At 72.9% G+C, this 12,997-nt stretch carries 10 protein-coding genes; 3 read left to right on the top strand and 7 right to left on the bottom strand.

Annotation, left to right across the window (positions count from 1 at the left end; all coding sequences use genetic code 11):
* Positions 1-13: 13 nt before the first annotated feature.
* The 3 genes from ACYP53_RS08790 to ACYP53_RS08780 form a co-directional block, all read right to left on the bottom strand.
* Positions 14-1,354 carry an MFS transporter gene (locus ACYP53_RS08790; protein WP_189913234.1) on the bottom strand — a complete coding sequence of 447 codons (1,341 nt, stop codon included), beginning with the start codon at positions 1,352-1,354 and terminating at the stop codon, positions 14-16.
* A gap of 133 nt (positions 1,355-1,487) precedes the next feature.
* The gene (locus tag ACYP53_RS08785; protein WP_189913235.1) at positions 1,488-2,720 is read right to left on the bottom strand and encodes a M64 family metallopeptidase; all 1,233 of its coding nucleotides are present in this window, start codon (positions 2,718-2,720) and stop codon (positions 1,488-1,490) included.
* Between the two features lie 183 nt (positions 2,721-2,903).
* Positions 2,904-4,127 carry a benzoate/H(+) symporter BenE family transporter gene (locus ACYP53_RS08780; protein WP_189913236.1) on the bottom strand — a complete coding sequence of 408 codons (1,224 nt, stop codon included), beginning with the start codon at positions 4,125-4,127 and terminating at the stop codon, positions 2,904-2,906.
* Between the two features lie 205 nt (positions 4,128-4,332).
* On the opposite strand from ACYP53_RS08780, the gene ACYP53_RS08775 reads away from it, so the two are divergent.
* Positions 4,333-5,232, top strand: a complete 900-nt coding sequence (locus ACYP53_RS08775; protein WP_459647077.1) for an LPXTG cell wall anchor domain-containing protein — start codon at positions 4,333-4,335, stop codon at positions 5,230-5,232.
* Between the two features lie 87 nt (positions 5,233-5,319).
* Here the strand turns inward: ACYP53_RS08775 and ACYP53_RS08770 are convergent, their stop codons facing one another.
* Genes ACYP53_RS08770 through pdhA form a run of 3 tightly spaced genes read right to left on the bottom strand, consistent with a single transcriptional unit; the run spans position 5,320 to position 8,915 of the window.
* Entirely contained in the window at positions 5,320-6,771 is a 1,452-nt protein-coding gene (locus tag ACYP53_RS08770; RefSeq protein ID WP_459647076.1) for a dihydrolipoamide acetyltransferase family protein, read from the bottom strand.
* 15 nt (positions 6,772-6,786) lie between these two features.
* A complete protein-coding gene (locus tag ACYP53_RS08765; RefSeq protein ID WP_459647075.1) occupies positions 6,787-7,761 on the bottom strand; it encodes an alpha-ketoacid dehydrogenase subunit beta in 975 nt (324 codons plus the stop codon).
* Positions 7,761-8,915, bottom strand: coding sequence for a pyruvate dehydrogenase (acetyl-transferring) E1 component subunit alpha (gene pdhA, locus ACYP53_RS08760; RefSeq protein WP_459647074.1), 1,155 nt, complete (start codon positions 8,913-8,915; stop codon positions 7,761-7,763). The genes ACYP53_RS08765 and pdhA overlap by 1 nt, the downstream gene beginning before the upstream one ends.
* A 425-nt stretch (positions 8,916-9,340) precedes the next feature.
* On the opposite strand from pdhA, the gene ACYP53_RS08755 reads away from it, so the two are divergent.
* Together ACYP53_RS08755 and ACYP53_RS08750 are read left to right on the top strand one after the other, a co-directional pair.
* Positions 9,341-10,000 carry a response regulator gene (locus tag ACYP53_RS08755; RefSeq protein ID WP_189913240.1) on the top strand — a complete coding sequence of 220 codons (660 nt, stop codon included), beginning with the start codon at positions 9,341-9,343 and terminating at the stop codon, positions 9,998-10,000.
* Between the two features lie 65 nt (positions 10,001-10,065).
* Positions 10,066-11,166 carry a phosphotransferase gene (locus tag ACYP53_RS08750; RefSeq protein ID WP_229928217.1) on the top strand — a complete coding sequence of 367 codons (1,101 nt, stop codon included), beginning with the start codon at positions 10,066-10,068 and terminating at the stop codon, positions 11,164-11,166.
* A 5-nt stretch (positions 11,167-11,171) separates the two neighbouring features.
* Here the strand turns inward: ACYP53_RS08750 and ACYP53_RS08745 are convergent, their stop codons facing one another.
* Positions 11,172-12,917 (bottom strand): protein kinase domain-containing protein, encoded by a 1,746-nt coding sequence (locus ACYP53_RS08745; RefSeq protein WP_189913241.1) that lies wholly within the window; start codon positions 12,915-12,917, stop codon positions 11,172-11,174.
* Between the last annotated feature and the right edge of the window lie 80 nt (positions 12,918-12,997).

Here is a 12,997-nt window from a genome sequence, read left to right as displayed (position 1 = left end):
CAGGTCAGAAACGCTACGCATCAACCTTCCGGCGCAGCCGGAGGATCATCAGCGTCCCCACTGCCAGCGGGACGTACTGCCAGCAGAACGCCCAGCGGAAGGCGTCGGCCGAGTACGAGCCGGCGCCTTCCGGGGTGAGGGCGTCGAGCAGTACGCCGATGCCGAACAGTGTGATCATCGTTCCGATGAAGCCGCCCATGTTGACGATCCCGGAGGCGGTGCCGAGCCGCTCCGCGGGGTTGCGCGAGCGGGCGTAGTCCAGGCCGACGAGCGAGGCCGGGCCGTTGCTGCCCATCACCAGGATGATCCCGACCAGCAGCCAGGTCGGCGGGTGTCCGCCGGGCCAGGCCAGTACCAGTGCCCAGCCGAGCGCGGTGGCCGTGATGGCGGTGAGCACGATCGGCATCCGGGCGCGCGCCGTCGCGGAGAGCAGCCGGCCGAAGAGGAAGCCGAAGGTCATGTTGGAGAGCACCAGCAGGGTCAGCAGCCCGCCGGCCCCGGCCCGGGACATGCCCTGCGCCTCGACCAGGTAGGGCAGGCCCCAGAGCAGGCCGAAGGCGTTGCCGGGGAACTGGGTGGTGAAGTGCACCCACAGGCCCAGCCGGGTGCCCGGCTCCCGCCAGCAGTCCAGGACCTGCCGGCGCAGGCCTGGCCGTTCCCGGTGTTCCACCGGCCGTACCGGGGCCGCCGGCACCGGGGACTCCCGGAGGAAGAGCGCGACCAGCGCGAACACCGCCACGCCGAGCAGCGCGATCGCGGCGAAGGTCGGCGTCCAGCCTTCGCTGTGCAGTGCCTGGGCCAGCACCACGGTGGTGATCAGGTTGCCGCCCATCCCGGCAAGACCGGTCAGCTGGGCGACGAACGGGTTCTTCGCCGCCGGGAACCAGCGGGCGGCGATCCGCAGCACGCTGATGAAGGTCATCGCGTCGCCGCAGCCGAGCACCGCCCGGGAGGCGAGTGCCGGGGCGAAGGTGGAGCTGAACGCGAAGGCGAGCTGCCCGGTGCTCAGCAGCAGCACGCCGAGCAGCAGCACCCGGCGCGGCCCGAACCGGTCGACCAGCAGGCCGACCGGGATCTGCATGGCCGCGTAGACCAGCACCTGGAGGATCGAGAAGGTGGAGAGCGCCGAGGCGCCGATGCCGAAGCGGTCGGCGGCGTCCAGTCCGGCGACCCCGAGGCTGGTGCGGTGGATGACGGCCAGGACGTAGACGCTGACGCCGACGGACCAGGCCAGCCAGGCCGCGCGGCCGCCGGGCGGTCCGGCCGCGGGGACGGCGGTACCTCGGGGAGCGGGAGCGGAAGCGGGAGCAGGGGCGGACAGGGGCGCGGCTGGGCGGGCGGGCTCCACGGTCATAGTGCGACCAGGTTAGTCATCCCATGATGGGAGGCCCAGGGCGGGGTTCGGTCGTCCGGACGCGAACCCGCACCGACCGGACGCGGCCCCGCGCCCCCGCGGGGCCGTGGATCCGCCGGTGCGCTCCCCGGTCTCAGCCGGCCAGCGTCCAGGACACCGACCGGGTCATGTAGCGGTCCCGGAAGGCCTCGTCCCGTACCCAGTCGGTGGTGTCCCGGACGGTCGCGGTCACGGTGGCCGTCCGGCCCGGGGGCAGGTCCAGCCTCGCGGTGTCCAGCCAGGAGCCGTCGGCCGACTGCGGCGTCACCGGGACGCCGTCCACCTTCCACTCCACCTTCAGCTGCCGCGGCCCGCTCAGCGGCAGCGCCCGGACGTCGAGCCGGGGCCGCCCGGCCACCTCGCCGGGCGGCGGCACCGGGGCGTCGGTCGGGCGGACCTTGCGGTACAGCTCCTCGACGATCGCCTCCCGCGAGGGCAGGTTGTAGGTGCTGCCCAGGGTGCGCATGACCGAGTCCGGGGTCGGCCGGTAGAGGCCGTTGGCGCTGCGGTAGGCCCCGACCAGCCCGGCGCCGTCCGGGGACTCGGCGCCCAGCCAGCGCCACCACTTGGTCTGCTTCCTGCGCATGTCGTCGGCGTTGAGGGTGGAGAGGTTCGGGTAGTCGGCGTCGTCCGGGGCGCTGTCGTACTCGTCGCCGAGGTCCCCCACGGTGTGCCCGATCTCGTGCTGGATGATCCGCCCGGCGTCCTGGCTGCCGCCCGCCAGGGTGGTCACCCCGGTGCCCCCGGCTCCGCCGTACTCCGTGGAGTTGGCCAGGGCGATCAGGTACTGCGGCCCGGCGCCGTCCCCCGCGTAGCGGGCGGTGGCGGACTCGTCGGCGCAGAGCAGCCGGGCGGTGCCCTCGCACCAGAAGTGCATGCCGAGCGGGGTGGCCGGGTGGCGGCCGCGGCTCTCGCTCTCGGCTATCCCGGAGACCGGGGAGACCACCTCGACCCGCCGTATGTTGAAGAAGCCCTGGTAGGTGCGGAAGGGCTCGATCTCCATCAGCGCGTGCCAGGCCCGGTCGGCCTGCTGCCGGAACAGTTCCTGTTCTCCGGCGGTGTAGCCGTCGCCGAGCAGGACCAGGGTGATCCGGTTGGCCGGGTCCCCGGTGCGGCGTATGTCGACGGTCGGGGCGGCCGCGGGTATCCGCTGGTCGGCGCGGACCGCGGTGTGCGGCGGCACCGCCCGGTCGGCCGGGGCCCCCGGCCCGATCACGCCGAACGGCGAGGGGGCGGCCAGTTCCAGGGCGGCGGGCAGCAGGGCGGTGGACACCAGCACGAGCGCGGCCAGACTCCGGACGAGACGGCCAGGGTTGCCAGACGGCATACGGGTGCGTCCTCGGGGCTCCGGTCACCCGGCGTCGCCCGGGTGGTGGAGCGGAGACGTACCCGGCGCGGCGTGTCGCCCCCACCGGCGGACGCAAATGTCACCGACCTGGCCGAACGATCCGCATCCTCCCCGCCGTACCGGTCATGCCTGTCATGCCTGACATACCAACCACATCGCCGCTCAGGACCGCCGGAAGTCCAGCACCAGATGGGTGCCCAGCCCGAAGAGCAGCCCCCAGAAGGCCGAGCCGATCCCGAACAGGCTCATCCCCGAGGCACTCGCCAGGAAGGTCACCACCGCCGCGTCCCGGCCGCGCTCCTCCGCGACCGCCGCCGTCAGGCTGCCCTGCAGCGCGGCCAGCAGCGCGACCCCGGCGATCACCGCGATCAGCTCCTTCGGCAGCCCGGTGAACAGGCTCACCAGCACCCCGCCGAAGCTGCCCACCAGCACGTACAGCACGCCCGAGGACATCCCCGCGACGTAGCGGCGGCGCGGGTCCGGGTGGGCCTCCGGGCCCGAGCAGATCGCCGCCGTGATCGCCGCCAGGTTCACCCCGGGCGAGCCGAACGGCGCCACCAGCATCGACACCGCGCCGGTCGAGCCGATCAGCAGCCGGTCGTCCGCCCGGTAGCCGAAGGCCCGCATCACCCCGAGGCCCGGCGCGTTCTGCGAGGCCAGCGCGACGATGGTGAGCGGCAGCGCCAGCCCCACCAGCGCCGACCAGGAGAAGGCCGGCACCGTCAGCACCGGCACGGTCGGCCCGCCCGAGCCCGGCCGCAGCGACAGTCCGACGGTCAGCGCCGCCAGCACCCCGCCGACCAGCAGCGCGACCGGTACGGCGTACCGCGGCGCGAGGCGCTTGGCCAGCAGGAAGGCCGTGAAGCTGCCCAGCACCAGCACCGGCGCGCTGTGCACCGCGCCGAAGATCCCGGCACCGAAGGAGAACAGGATGCCCGCGAGCATCGCGTTCACGATCCCCACCGGCACCGCGGCGATCAGCCGGCCGAACCAGCCGGTCACCCCGAACAGCGCCACCACCACCGCGCTCACCAGGAACGCCCCGACCGCTTCCCGGTAGGGGTAGTCGCCCAGGCTGGTCACCAGCAGCGCGGCCCCCGGGGTGGACCAGGCGGTGATCACCGGCGTCCGGGTCCACCAGCTCAGCGCGAAGCCGCTCAGCCCGCTGCCGATCGCCACCGCCCAGATCCAGGAGGCGGTGTGCGCCGGGTCCAGCCGCCCGGCGGCCGCCGCCGCCAGCACCACCACCAGCGGTCCCGAGAAGGACACCGCGACGCAGATCAGGCCCGCCAGCAGCGCCGGCCCCGACACGTCGCGCCGCAGCGACCGGCGTTCCCCGCTCCCGACCGGCGTCGTCTCCGGTCGGATCGTCAGCTCATCCGTCATCCCGGCAGTATCCCGAAGCAAGGGTCCGGAGGTCCCGAAAAAGTTTTTGAATCCACCTGCAACCCCCGGCGGGGATGCGCGTCTATACGGATGAAGGCACGGAGAGCGAGACCGGCAGAGCCGGGGGGCGCTTCCGCTCGGTAGGAGCGGGGCCGGTCGTCTTCACCATCACACCGTCAGTCACATGACCCTGGGGAGTCACGTCATGCGCATGCCCGTTATCACCCGTTTTGCGAAGAACGACCGCGCACTCTCCGGCCGCCGCCGCGTCGCCGTCCTCGCCGCCACCACCGTCCTCGCCGGCGGCGTCCAGTTCCTCGCCACCGACACCGCCTGGGCCTGTGGGGACGTGCGGTACGGCGACCCGCGCCCGTCGGTCGACAAGCCGACCGTCCCGTCCGCAGGCTTCCGGGTCTTCGACTCCAACAGCGTCGCCGCCGACGGCAGCTGGACCGAATTCGGCCTGTCGATCGGCAACCTCACCGGGACCGACGTCCCGAAGACCGCACCGGCTTTCGGTCTGTCGGCCGCCAGTAAGGGAACCCGGCTGCGCGTCAAGGACGTGCGGGTCGAGGTCATGCAGCACGGCGCCTGGAAGCCGCTCAAGCTCGACGTGGGCTGCATCGGGCTCGACGCCGACACCGACGGGCTGGCGCAGCCGCTGTCCAACGGCCGGGCCGCCAACTTCATGTTCCGGGTCTCGCTCTCTCCCGACTCGCCGAAGGACCTGACCTCGCTGAGCCTGGTGACGAACGCCACCAACGACAAGGGCGAGGAGGAGACCTGGGACCACCGCGAGGTGAAGGTCACCCACCCCAAGGCCGCCCCGGCTGCGAAGCCGACCCAGGCTGCCAAGCCCGCGCCCACCAAGTCGGCCAAGCCCGCCCCGGCCGCCGACAACAGCCCTGCCGACAAGCCCGCTGAGATGGCCCAGGCCGCGGCCCCGTCCGCCGCCCCGGCCACCACGGCGCCCGCCGGCACCCCCGAGCTGGCCCAGACCGGCGCCTCCTCCACCAACACCTTCCTCGCCCTCTCCTCCGCCGCCCTCCTCGCCCTCGGGGCCGGTGTCCTGATCGCCGTCCGCCGACTCCGTCCCCAGCGGTAACCGGCGGGCGGGCACAGGAAAGGGGGCCCTCCTCTTCCGCACGGCGGTGCGGAGGAGGAGGGCCCCCTTCTCATTCCTTCGGGGACGTCAGCCCCAGGTGATCAGGCGCTTCGGGCGCTCCAGCAGGGCGGCCACGTCGGCCAGCACCTTGGAGCCCAGCTCCCCGTCCACCAGGCGGTGGTCGAAGGAGAGCGCCAGCGTGGTCACCTGACGCGGGACCACCTTGCCCTTGTGCACCCACGGCAGTTCCCGGACCGCGCCGAAGGCGAGGATGGCCGCCTCGCCCGGGTTGAGGATCGGGGTGCCGGTGTCGACGCCGAAGACGCCGACGTTGGTGATGGTGATCGTCCCGCCCTGCATGTCGGCCGGCGAGGTCTTGCCCTGGCGGGCGGTCTCGACCAGCTCGCCGAGCGAAACGGCCAGCCCGGAGAGGGTCTTGGACCCGGCGTCCTTGATGTTGGGGACGATCAGGCCGCGCGGGGTGGCCGCGGCGATGCCGAGGTTCACCTGGCCCCTGATGACGATCTCCTGGGCCGCCTCGTCCCACTGCGCGTTGATCTCGGGGTGCCGCTTGACCGCGGTCAGCAGCGCCCTGGCGACCAGCAGCAGCGGGCTGACCCGGACGTCCCGGCCCAGCTCGCCGCTCTCCTTGAGCCGGCGGACGAACTTCATCGTGCGGGTCACGTCGACCTGGACGAACTCGGTGACGTGCGGGGCGGTGAAGGCCGAGGCCACCATCGCCTGCGCGGTCGCCTTGCGGACGCCCTTGATCGGCACCCGGACGTCGCCCGTGGCCGGGGCGGCCGCCGAGGCGACGACCGGCTCGGCCACGACGGCCTCGGCCACCGGCGCCGGAGCGGCCGCAGCCGCCGGAGCCGCCTGGGCCGTGGCGTACGCGTGCACGTCCTCGCGGGTGATCACGCCGTCCCGGCCGGTCGGGGTCACGGCGCGCAGGTCGACGCCGAGGTCCTTGGCCAGCTTGCGCACCGGCGGCTTCGCCAACGGCCGGTCACCGGCGGGGACTTCGGCCACCGGCGCCGGAGCGGCCGGAGCCACCGGGGCGGGCGCGACCGGAGCAGCGGCGGGAGCAGCGACAGGCACCGCCGCCGGCTTGGCCGCGGTGACGGTGGTGGTGGTCCGCCGGGCCCGGCGGGTGGAGCCGCCGGTGCGCGGGCCGTACCCGACCAGCACCTCGCGGCGCTCCGGCTCGGCCTCCTCGGCGGGGGCCGGCGCGGCGGGCGCCGCCGCGACGGGGGCGGCCGGAGCCGCGGCCCCCGCCTCCCCGGCGACCGCGACGGAGATGATCACGGTGCCGACGTCGACCGTGGTGCCCTCGGGGAAGTGCAGCTTCTCGACCACCCCGTTGAACGGGATGGGCAGCTCCACCGCCGCCTTGGCGGTCTCCACCTCGCAGACGACCTGCCCGTCGGTGACGGTGTCACCGGGCTTGACGAACCAGCTGAGGATCTCGGCCTCGGTGAGGCCCTCGCCCACGTCGGGCATCTTGAACTCGCGGAGCGAGCGAACTTCGGTGGTCATCTTCGCTCCCCGGTATCAGTACGCGAGCGCGCGGTCGACGGCGTCGAGCACGCGGTCAAGGTCGGGGAGGAAGGCCTCCTCGACGCGGGACGGCGGGTACGGCGCGTAGTAGCCGCCGACCCGCAGAACCGGTGCCTCCAGGTGGTAGAAGCACTTCTCCGTGAGCCGGGCGGCCAGCTCGGCGCCCATGCCCAGGAAGACGGGTGCCTCGTGCACCACGACGGCGCGACCGGTGCGCTTGACCGAGTCCTCCAGGGTGGTGAAGTCCACCGGGGAGAGCGAGCGCAGGTCGACGACCTCCAGCCGGCGGCCGTCCTCCTCGGCGGCCGCGGCGGCCTCCAGGCAGACCTTGACCATCGGGCCGTACGCGACCAGCGTCGCGTCGGTGCCGGGCCGGACGATCCGGGCGTCGTGCATGCCCAGGTCGGGGGCGTCGCCGACCTCGCCCTTGTCCCAGTAGCGGCGCTTGGGCTCCAGGAAGATGACCGGGTCGTCCGACTCGATCGCCTGGCGCAGCATCCAGTGCGCGTCGTGCGGGTTGGACGGGGTGACCACGCGCAGACCGGCGGTGTGCGCGAAGTAGGCCTCGTGCGACTCGCTGTGGTGCTCGACCGCGCCGATGCCACCCGCGTAGGGGATCCGGATGGTGACCGGCATCTTGACGTGGCCGAGCGCGCGGGCGTGCATCTTCGCCAGCTGGGAGACGATCTGGTCGAAGGCCGGGTAGACGAAGCCGTCGAACTGGATCTCCACCACCGGGCGGTAGCCGCGCAGGGCCAGGCCGATCGCGGTGCCGACGATGCCGGACTCGGCGAGCGGGGAGTCGATCACCCGGTCCTCGCCGAAGTCCTTCTGCAGGCCGTCGGTGATCCGGAAGACGCCACCGAGCTTGCCGATGTCCTCGCCCATGAGGAGGGTCTTCGGGTCGTTCTCCAGCGACTTGCGCAGCGCTCCGTTCAGCGCCTTGGCGATGCTCAGCTGACCGGCCATCAGTGGTTCTCCCCCGCCTCGAAGGAGGCCGCGTACGCGACGTACTCGGCCCGTTCCTCATCGACCAGTGTGTGCGGCTCGCTGTACACGTGGTCGAAGATCAGGGTCGGGTCCGGGTCCGGCATGCCGCGCACGCCCTCGCGCACCCGCAGCCCCAGCTGCTCGCTCTCGGCGTCGACGGCGGCGAAGAACTCCTCGTCGGCCAGGCCCTCCTTCTCCAGGTGGGCGCGGAGCCGGCTGATCGGGTCCTTGGCCTTCCAGGCCTCGGTCTCCTCGGTGTGCCGGTAGCGGGTGGGGTCGTCGGAGGTGGTGTGGGCGCCCATGCGGTAGGTGAACGCCTCGATCAGCACCGGGCCGTTGCCGTTGCGGGCGTGGTCGAGCGCCCAGCGGGTGACCGCGAGGCAGGCCAGCACGTCGTTGCCGTCGACCCGCACGCCGGGGAAGCCGAAGCCGGAGGCGCGGCGGTACAGCGGGATCTTGGTCTGGGTGGTGGTGGGCTCGGAGATCGCCCACTGGTTGTTCTGGCAGAAGAACACCACCGGGGCGTTGTAGACCGAGGCGAAGGTGAAGGCCTCGTTGACGTCGCCCTGGCTGGAGGCACCGTCGCCGAAGTACGCGATCACCGCGTCGTCGGCGCCGTCCTTGGTGATGCCCATCGCGTAACCGGTGGCGTGCAGGGTCTGCGAGCCGATCACGATGGTGTAGAGGTGGAAGTTCTTCTCGTTCGGGTCCCAGCCGCCGTGGTTCACGCCGCGGAACATGCCGAGCAGGTTCAGCGGGTCGACGTCGCGGCACCAGGCCACGCCGTGCTCGCGGTAGGTGGGGAAGGCGTAGTCGCCGGTGCGCATGGCGCGGCCGGAGCCGACCTGGGCGGCCTCCTGGCCGAGCAGCGAGGCCCACAGGCCCAGCTCGCCCTGGCGCTGCAGCGCGGTGGCCTCGCCGTCGAACCGGCGCACCAGCACCAGGTCGCGGTAGAGGGAGCGCAGCTCGTCCGGAGTGGTGGTGAGGGGGTAGTCGGGGTGCTCGACCCGCTCGCCTTTCGGCGTGAGCAGCTGGACGAGCTCCGGCTGGGCGTCCGTACCCGCGGCGCGGAGGGTGTCAGGGACAGCGGGGGCCGCCTTCTTGCGGGCCCTCGCCGTGCTTTTGACGGTCACGTTCACTCCTCGGTCTGTCCGGCCGCCCGGGGTCGCCGGTGACCGGTCCGGTCACCGCCTCGCGGGGCGCGCGTGGGTGTGCGCTCCCACTGCGGGGCAGGTGGTGATCCTGTTCCGACGGCACCCTCACGAGAACGTTACCCAGCGTCCGCCCTCGGCGCGCTTGCGCTAGGACGTCCTACTTGTTCAGGGCCTACAACCCCGAGGGTGCCGCGTTCGGCTCGCCGTCGGAAGGGTGGGGGTGACGGTCGGCGTGACGCAGCTCTCAATTCGAGCGCCTTCAGGACACCAGCGCACGTTATCCGGGCGGACGCCCGCGCGTAAGGGGGTTCTCGGTATCGGTTTCGGATGTCTCTGGCCGGATCACGTCTTTACGGCGTTGAGAGCGATAGGTCTTTCCTACGGTGATATGGGAGGCTTTGGACGTGACTGACAACGGACAAATCAGGGTATTCCTGCTCGATGATCACGAGGTCGTCCGACGGGGTGTGCACGACCTGCTCTCGGTCGAGGACGACATCGAGGTGGTCGGCGAGGCCGGCACCGCGGCCGAGGCGCTCACCCGGATCCCCGCGGTCCACCCCGACGTCGCGGTGCTGGACGTCCGACTGCCGGACGGCAACGGGGTCGAGGTCTGCCGCGAGATCCGGTCCCGGCTACCGGAGATCAAGTGCCTGATGCTGACCTCGTTCTCCGACGACGAGGCGCTGTTCGACTCGATCATGGCCGGCGCCTCCGGCTACGTCCTGAAGGCGATCCGCGGCACCGACCTGATCACCGCCGTCCGGGACGTCGCGGCGGGCCGCTCGCTGCTCGACCCGGTCGCCACCAGCCGGGTGCTCGCCCGGCTGCGCGACGGCGGCGAGAAGGAGGACGAGCGGCTGGCCCAGCTCACCAAGCAGGAGCGACGGATCCTCGATCTGATCGGCGAAGGTATGACCAATCGTCAGATCGGCAACGAGTTGCACCTGGCCGAGAAGACGGTGAAGAACTACGTCTCCAGTCTGCTCGCCAAGATGGGCATGGAGCGACGGACCCAAGCGGCCGCCTTCGTGGCGCGGCACCAGGCCGACCACCAGTACTGAGCCGACGACTGCACAGTCCTGACGGTTTGTCAAGGGCCCCCGCCAGGGGGCCATAACCTCTGGCTGTGACTTTCAGCCAGACCCTCGCCTGCGCCCCGGCCCGCCCCGATCTCTCCGCACCACCGATGGGAACCCTCAGTCCGCCCGTCCCGCACACCGCGCTCGCCGAGGTCCTGGCCCGTTACCGGGTGGGGCGCCTGCTGACCGCAGAACCCGTCGCCGAAGGCCTGTTGAACCGGGGCTACCGGGTCACCACCGAGGCCGGCGCGTACTTCCTGAAGTGCTACGTCGACTCCGCCACCGCCAGCCGCCCGAAGATCCTCGCCCACCACCGCGCGATGGCCGCGCTGAACACCCTCGGACTGCCCGTCGCACCCCCGCTGGCCTGCGCCGAACGGTCCGGCACGGTGGCCGGCTGGGGCGGCCGGCTGTTCGCGCTGTTCCCGTGGACCGATGGCCGACACCGGCACGGCACCGAGCTCGACCTCCCGGGGTGCGAGGAGCTCGGCGCGCTGCTCGGCCGCCTGCACGGCGCCCTCGACGACGTCTGCGCCCCCGTCGACCCGCCCGCCGGCTACCGCAGCGCCGACCCCGCCGACAGCGCCGGGATCGCCCGCGACCTGCGGCTGCACGCCCGCGAGCACCGCCCGTACGGGGAGCTGGACGCGCTGGTCGAGCAACGGCTCACGGAACGGCTGGAACTGCTCGCCGAACACGCCCACCGCCGCCCCGCCCCGCAGGCGGCCCCGCCCACCGGCTGGACCCACGGCGACTTCCACGGCCTCAACCTGCTGTACGACGAGGGCCCGGGGGGCGGCCGGGTGACGGGCGTCCTGGACTGGGACAAGCTCGGCCCGCAGCCGCGCGCCGAGGAGGCCGTCCGGGCCGCGACACTGCTCTTCAACGACCGGGCGTCCGGCGTCCTCGACCTGGTCCGGGTCCGCCGCTACTCACAGGCCTACCGGGCCTCCGGCGCCGCCACCGCCGAGCACCTGGCCGCCGCCGCCCACCGGGTCTGGTGGGAACGGCTGAACGACTTCTGGATGCTGCAGTGGCGCTACCAGCGGGCCGACCACCGGGCCGACCCGCTCTACCCCGCCTCGGCCGGCCAACTGGCGTGGTGGTGCCAGGAGTACGAGCAGGTCCTGGACGCCTTCGCCAACTGACCGGATCAGCCGCCGGGGGGCGGCGGTGTGATCGGCCCCTTCGTGGAGGACGGCGGCACCGGGTTGGTGGGCGTGCCGCCCCCGCCGCCCGGGGTCGGCGTCGTCCCGCCCGTCGACCCGCCCGTCGCGGTCGCCGACGAGGAGGGCGTCGTCGTGTGGCTGGGCGAGGTCGTCGCGGTCGGGGACGGGGTGTTGTGCTTGCCCGTGGTCGCCGACGGCGTCGTGTTGTTGCCGCTGTTCCCGGAGTTGTTCCCGCTGTTGTTGTTGCCGGTGTCGGTCGGCTGCTGCGGCTTCCTGCTGCCGGAGACCGAGGCGGGCGGGCTCGTCGTACCGCTCTGGGTCGGCGTGGTCGGCTCGGCCGTGCTCACCACCGGCGCCGGCGTGGAGGGCACGCCGTGGTCCTTGTTCCCGCCGTCGTCGGTGCCGCTGAGCGCGAAGGCGATGCCGGCCCCGGCCGCGACCAGCACCGCGACGCCGCCGGCCACCCAGGCCCACGGCCCGCGCCGCCGGCCGTGCCCGTCGTCGCCGCCACCACCGTCGTCGCCGCCGTACGAACCGCCACCGCCCGAGTAGGGGGTGAAGGGGGTCTGCTGGTCGCCCGACCCGTAGGGCAGCGCGGAGGTCTGGTCGCCCGGGCGGACCACGCCGAAGGCCGCGGTGGCCGCCGTCTGGTCCGGCCGGAGCACCTGGGTCGCGCCGGTGTCGCCGGGGATCCCGGGCACACCGGCCCAGCCGGCCCCGGCCGCGCCGTGCATCTCGCGCAGCGCGTGCTGCACGTGGGCGCGGAACTCGTCGGCGTCCTGGAAGCGGTCGTCCGGGTTCTTGGCCAGCGAGCGCAGCACCAGCCCGTCGAGGCCGACCGGCACCCGGCCGTTGGCCTGCGAGGGCGGCACCGGCATGTCCTGGACGTGCTGGTAGACCACCGAGAGCGGGGTGTCGCCGGTGAAGGGCGGGCGCAGGGTGAGCAGTTCGTACAGCATGCAGCCGGCCGCGTACAGGTCGGAGCGGTGGTCGACCGGCTTGCCGAGCGCCTGCTCGGGCGAGAGGTACTGCGGGGTGCCCATGACCATGCCGGTCTGGGTCATCGTGGTGGCCCCGCCGGTCAGCGCCCGGGCGATGCCGAAGTCCATCACCTTGACCGCGCCGCTGTTGGTGATGATCACGTTGGCGGGCTTGATGTCGCGGTGGACGATGCCGTGCCGGTGGCTGTAGGCGAGCGCCTCCAGCACCCCGGCGATGATGATCAGCGCCTGGTCGACCGGCGGCGCGGCCTCGTCCGCCAGCAGCTCGCGGACGGTCCGGCCCTCGACCAGCTCCATCACGATGTACGGCGTGGACTCGTCCCCGACGTACTCCTCGCCGGTGTCGTAGACCGAGACGATCGAGTGGTGGTTCAGCGCCGCGACGGCGTGCGCCTCGCGGGTGAACCGCAGCCGGGCGATTTCGTCCTGGGCGAGCTCGCCGCGCAGCAGCTTGACGGCGACGGTACGGCCCAGCCGCACGTCCTCGGCGGCGACCACCTCGGCCATGCCGCCGCGGCCCAGCCGGTGGGTCAGCCGGTAGCGGCCGTCACCGACGGTGCCCAGCGGTGCGGCGGTGCCGCGGCCGGGGGTGTGCGGGCCGCCACCGAAGGCGGGCGGCAGCGCCGAGGTCGCGGCCTCGCTGCCGGGCTCGGGGAGCCTCGGCGTCCCGCCGGTCCGTCCGGCCGCTCGGGCACCCGCGTCGTCGTCCGGCTGCTGCGTCTGTGCCATCGCTCCTCGCCCCGGGCGTTCGCTCGGATCGCGGTGCCCTGTCGCTTTCGTATCCCCGAACGCTACCGCCTCCGGGGCGG

It is taken from the genome of Kitasatospora sp. Ki12 (assembly GCF_054601375.1).
This window is presented reverse-complemented; position numbering and strand designations above follow the sequence as displayed.

Coding starts and splice junctions, on each gene's coding strand:
- ACYP53_RS08790 (WP_189913234.1), bottom strand. CDS start 1,354: ATGACCGTGGAGCCCGCCCGCCCAGCCGCGCCCCTGTCCGCCCCTGCT.
- ACYP53_RS08785 (WP_189913235.1), bottom strand. CDS start 2,720: ATGCCGTCTGGCAACCCTGGCCGTCTCGTCCGGAGTCTGGCCGCGCTC.
- ACYP53_RS08780 (WP_189913236.1), bottom strand. CDS start 4,127: ATGACGGATGAGCTGACGATCCGACCGGAGACGACGCCGGTCGGGAGC.
- ACYP53_RS08775 (WP_459647077.1), top strand. CDS start 4,333: ATGCGCATGCCCGTTATCACCCGTTTTGCGAAGAACGACCGCGCACTC.
- ACYP53_RS08770 (WP_459647076.1), bottom strand. CDS start 6,771: ATGACCACCGAAGTTCGCTCGCTCCGCGAGTTCAAGATGCCCGACGTG.
- ACYP53_RS08765 (WP_459647075.1), bottom strand. CDS start 7,761: ATGGCCGGTCAGCTGAGCATCGCCAAGGCGCTGAACGGAGCGCTGCGC.
- ACYP53_RS08745 (WP_189913241.1), bottom strand. CDS start 12,917: ATGGCACAGACGCAGCAGCCGGACGACGACGCGGGTGCCCGAGCGGCC.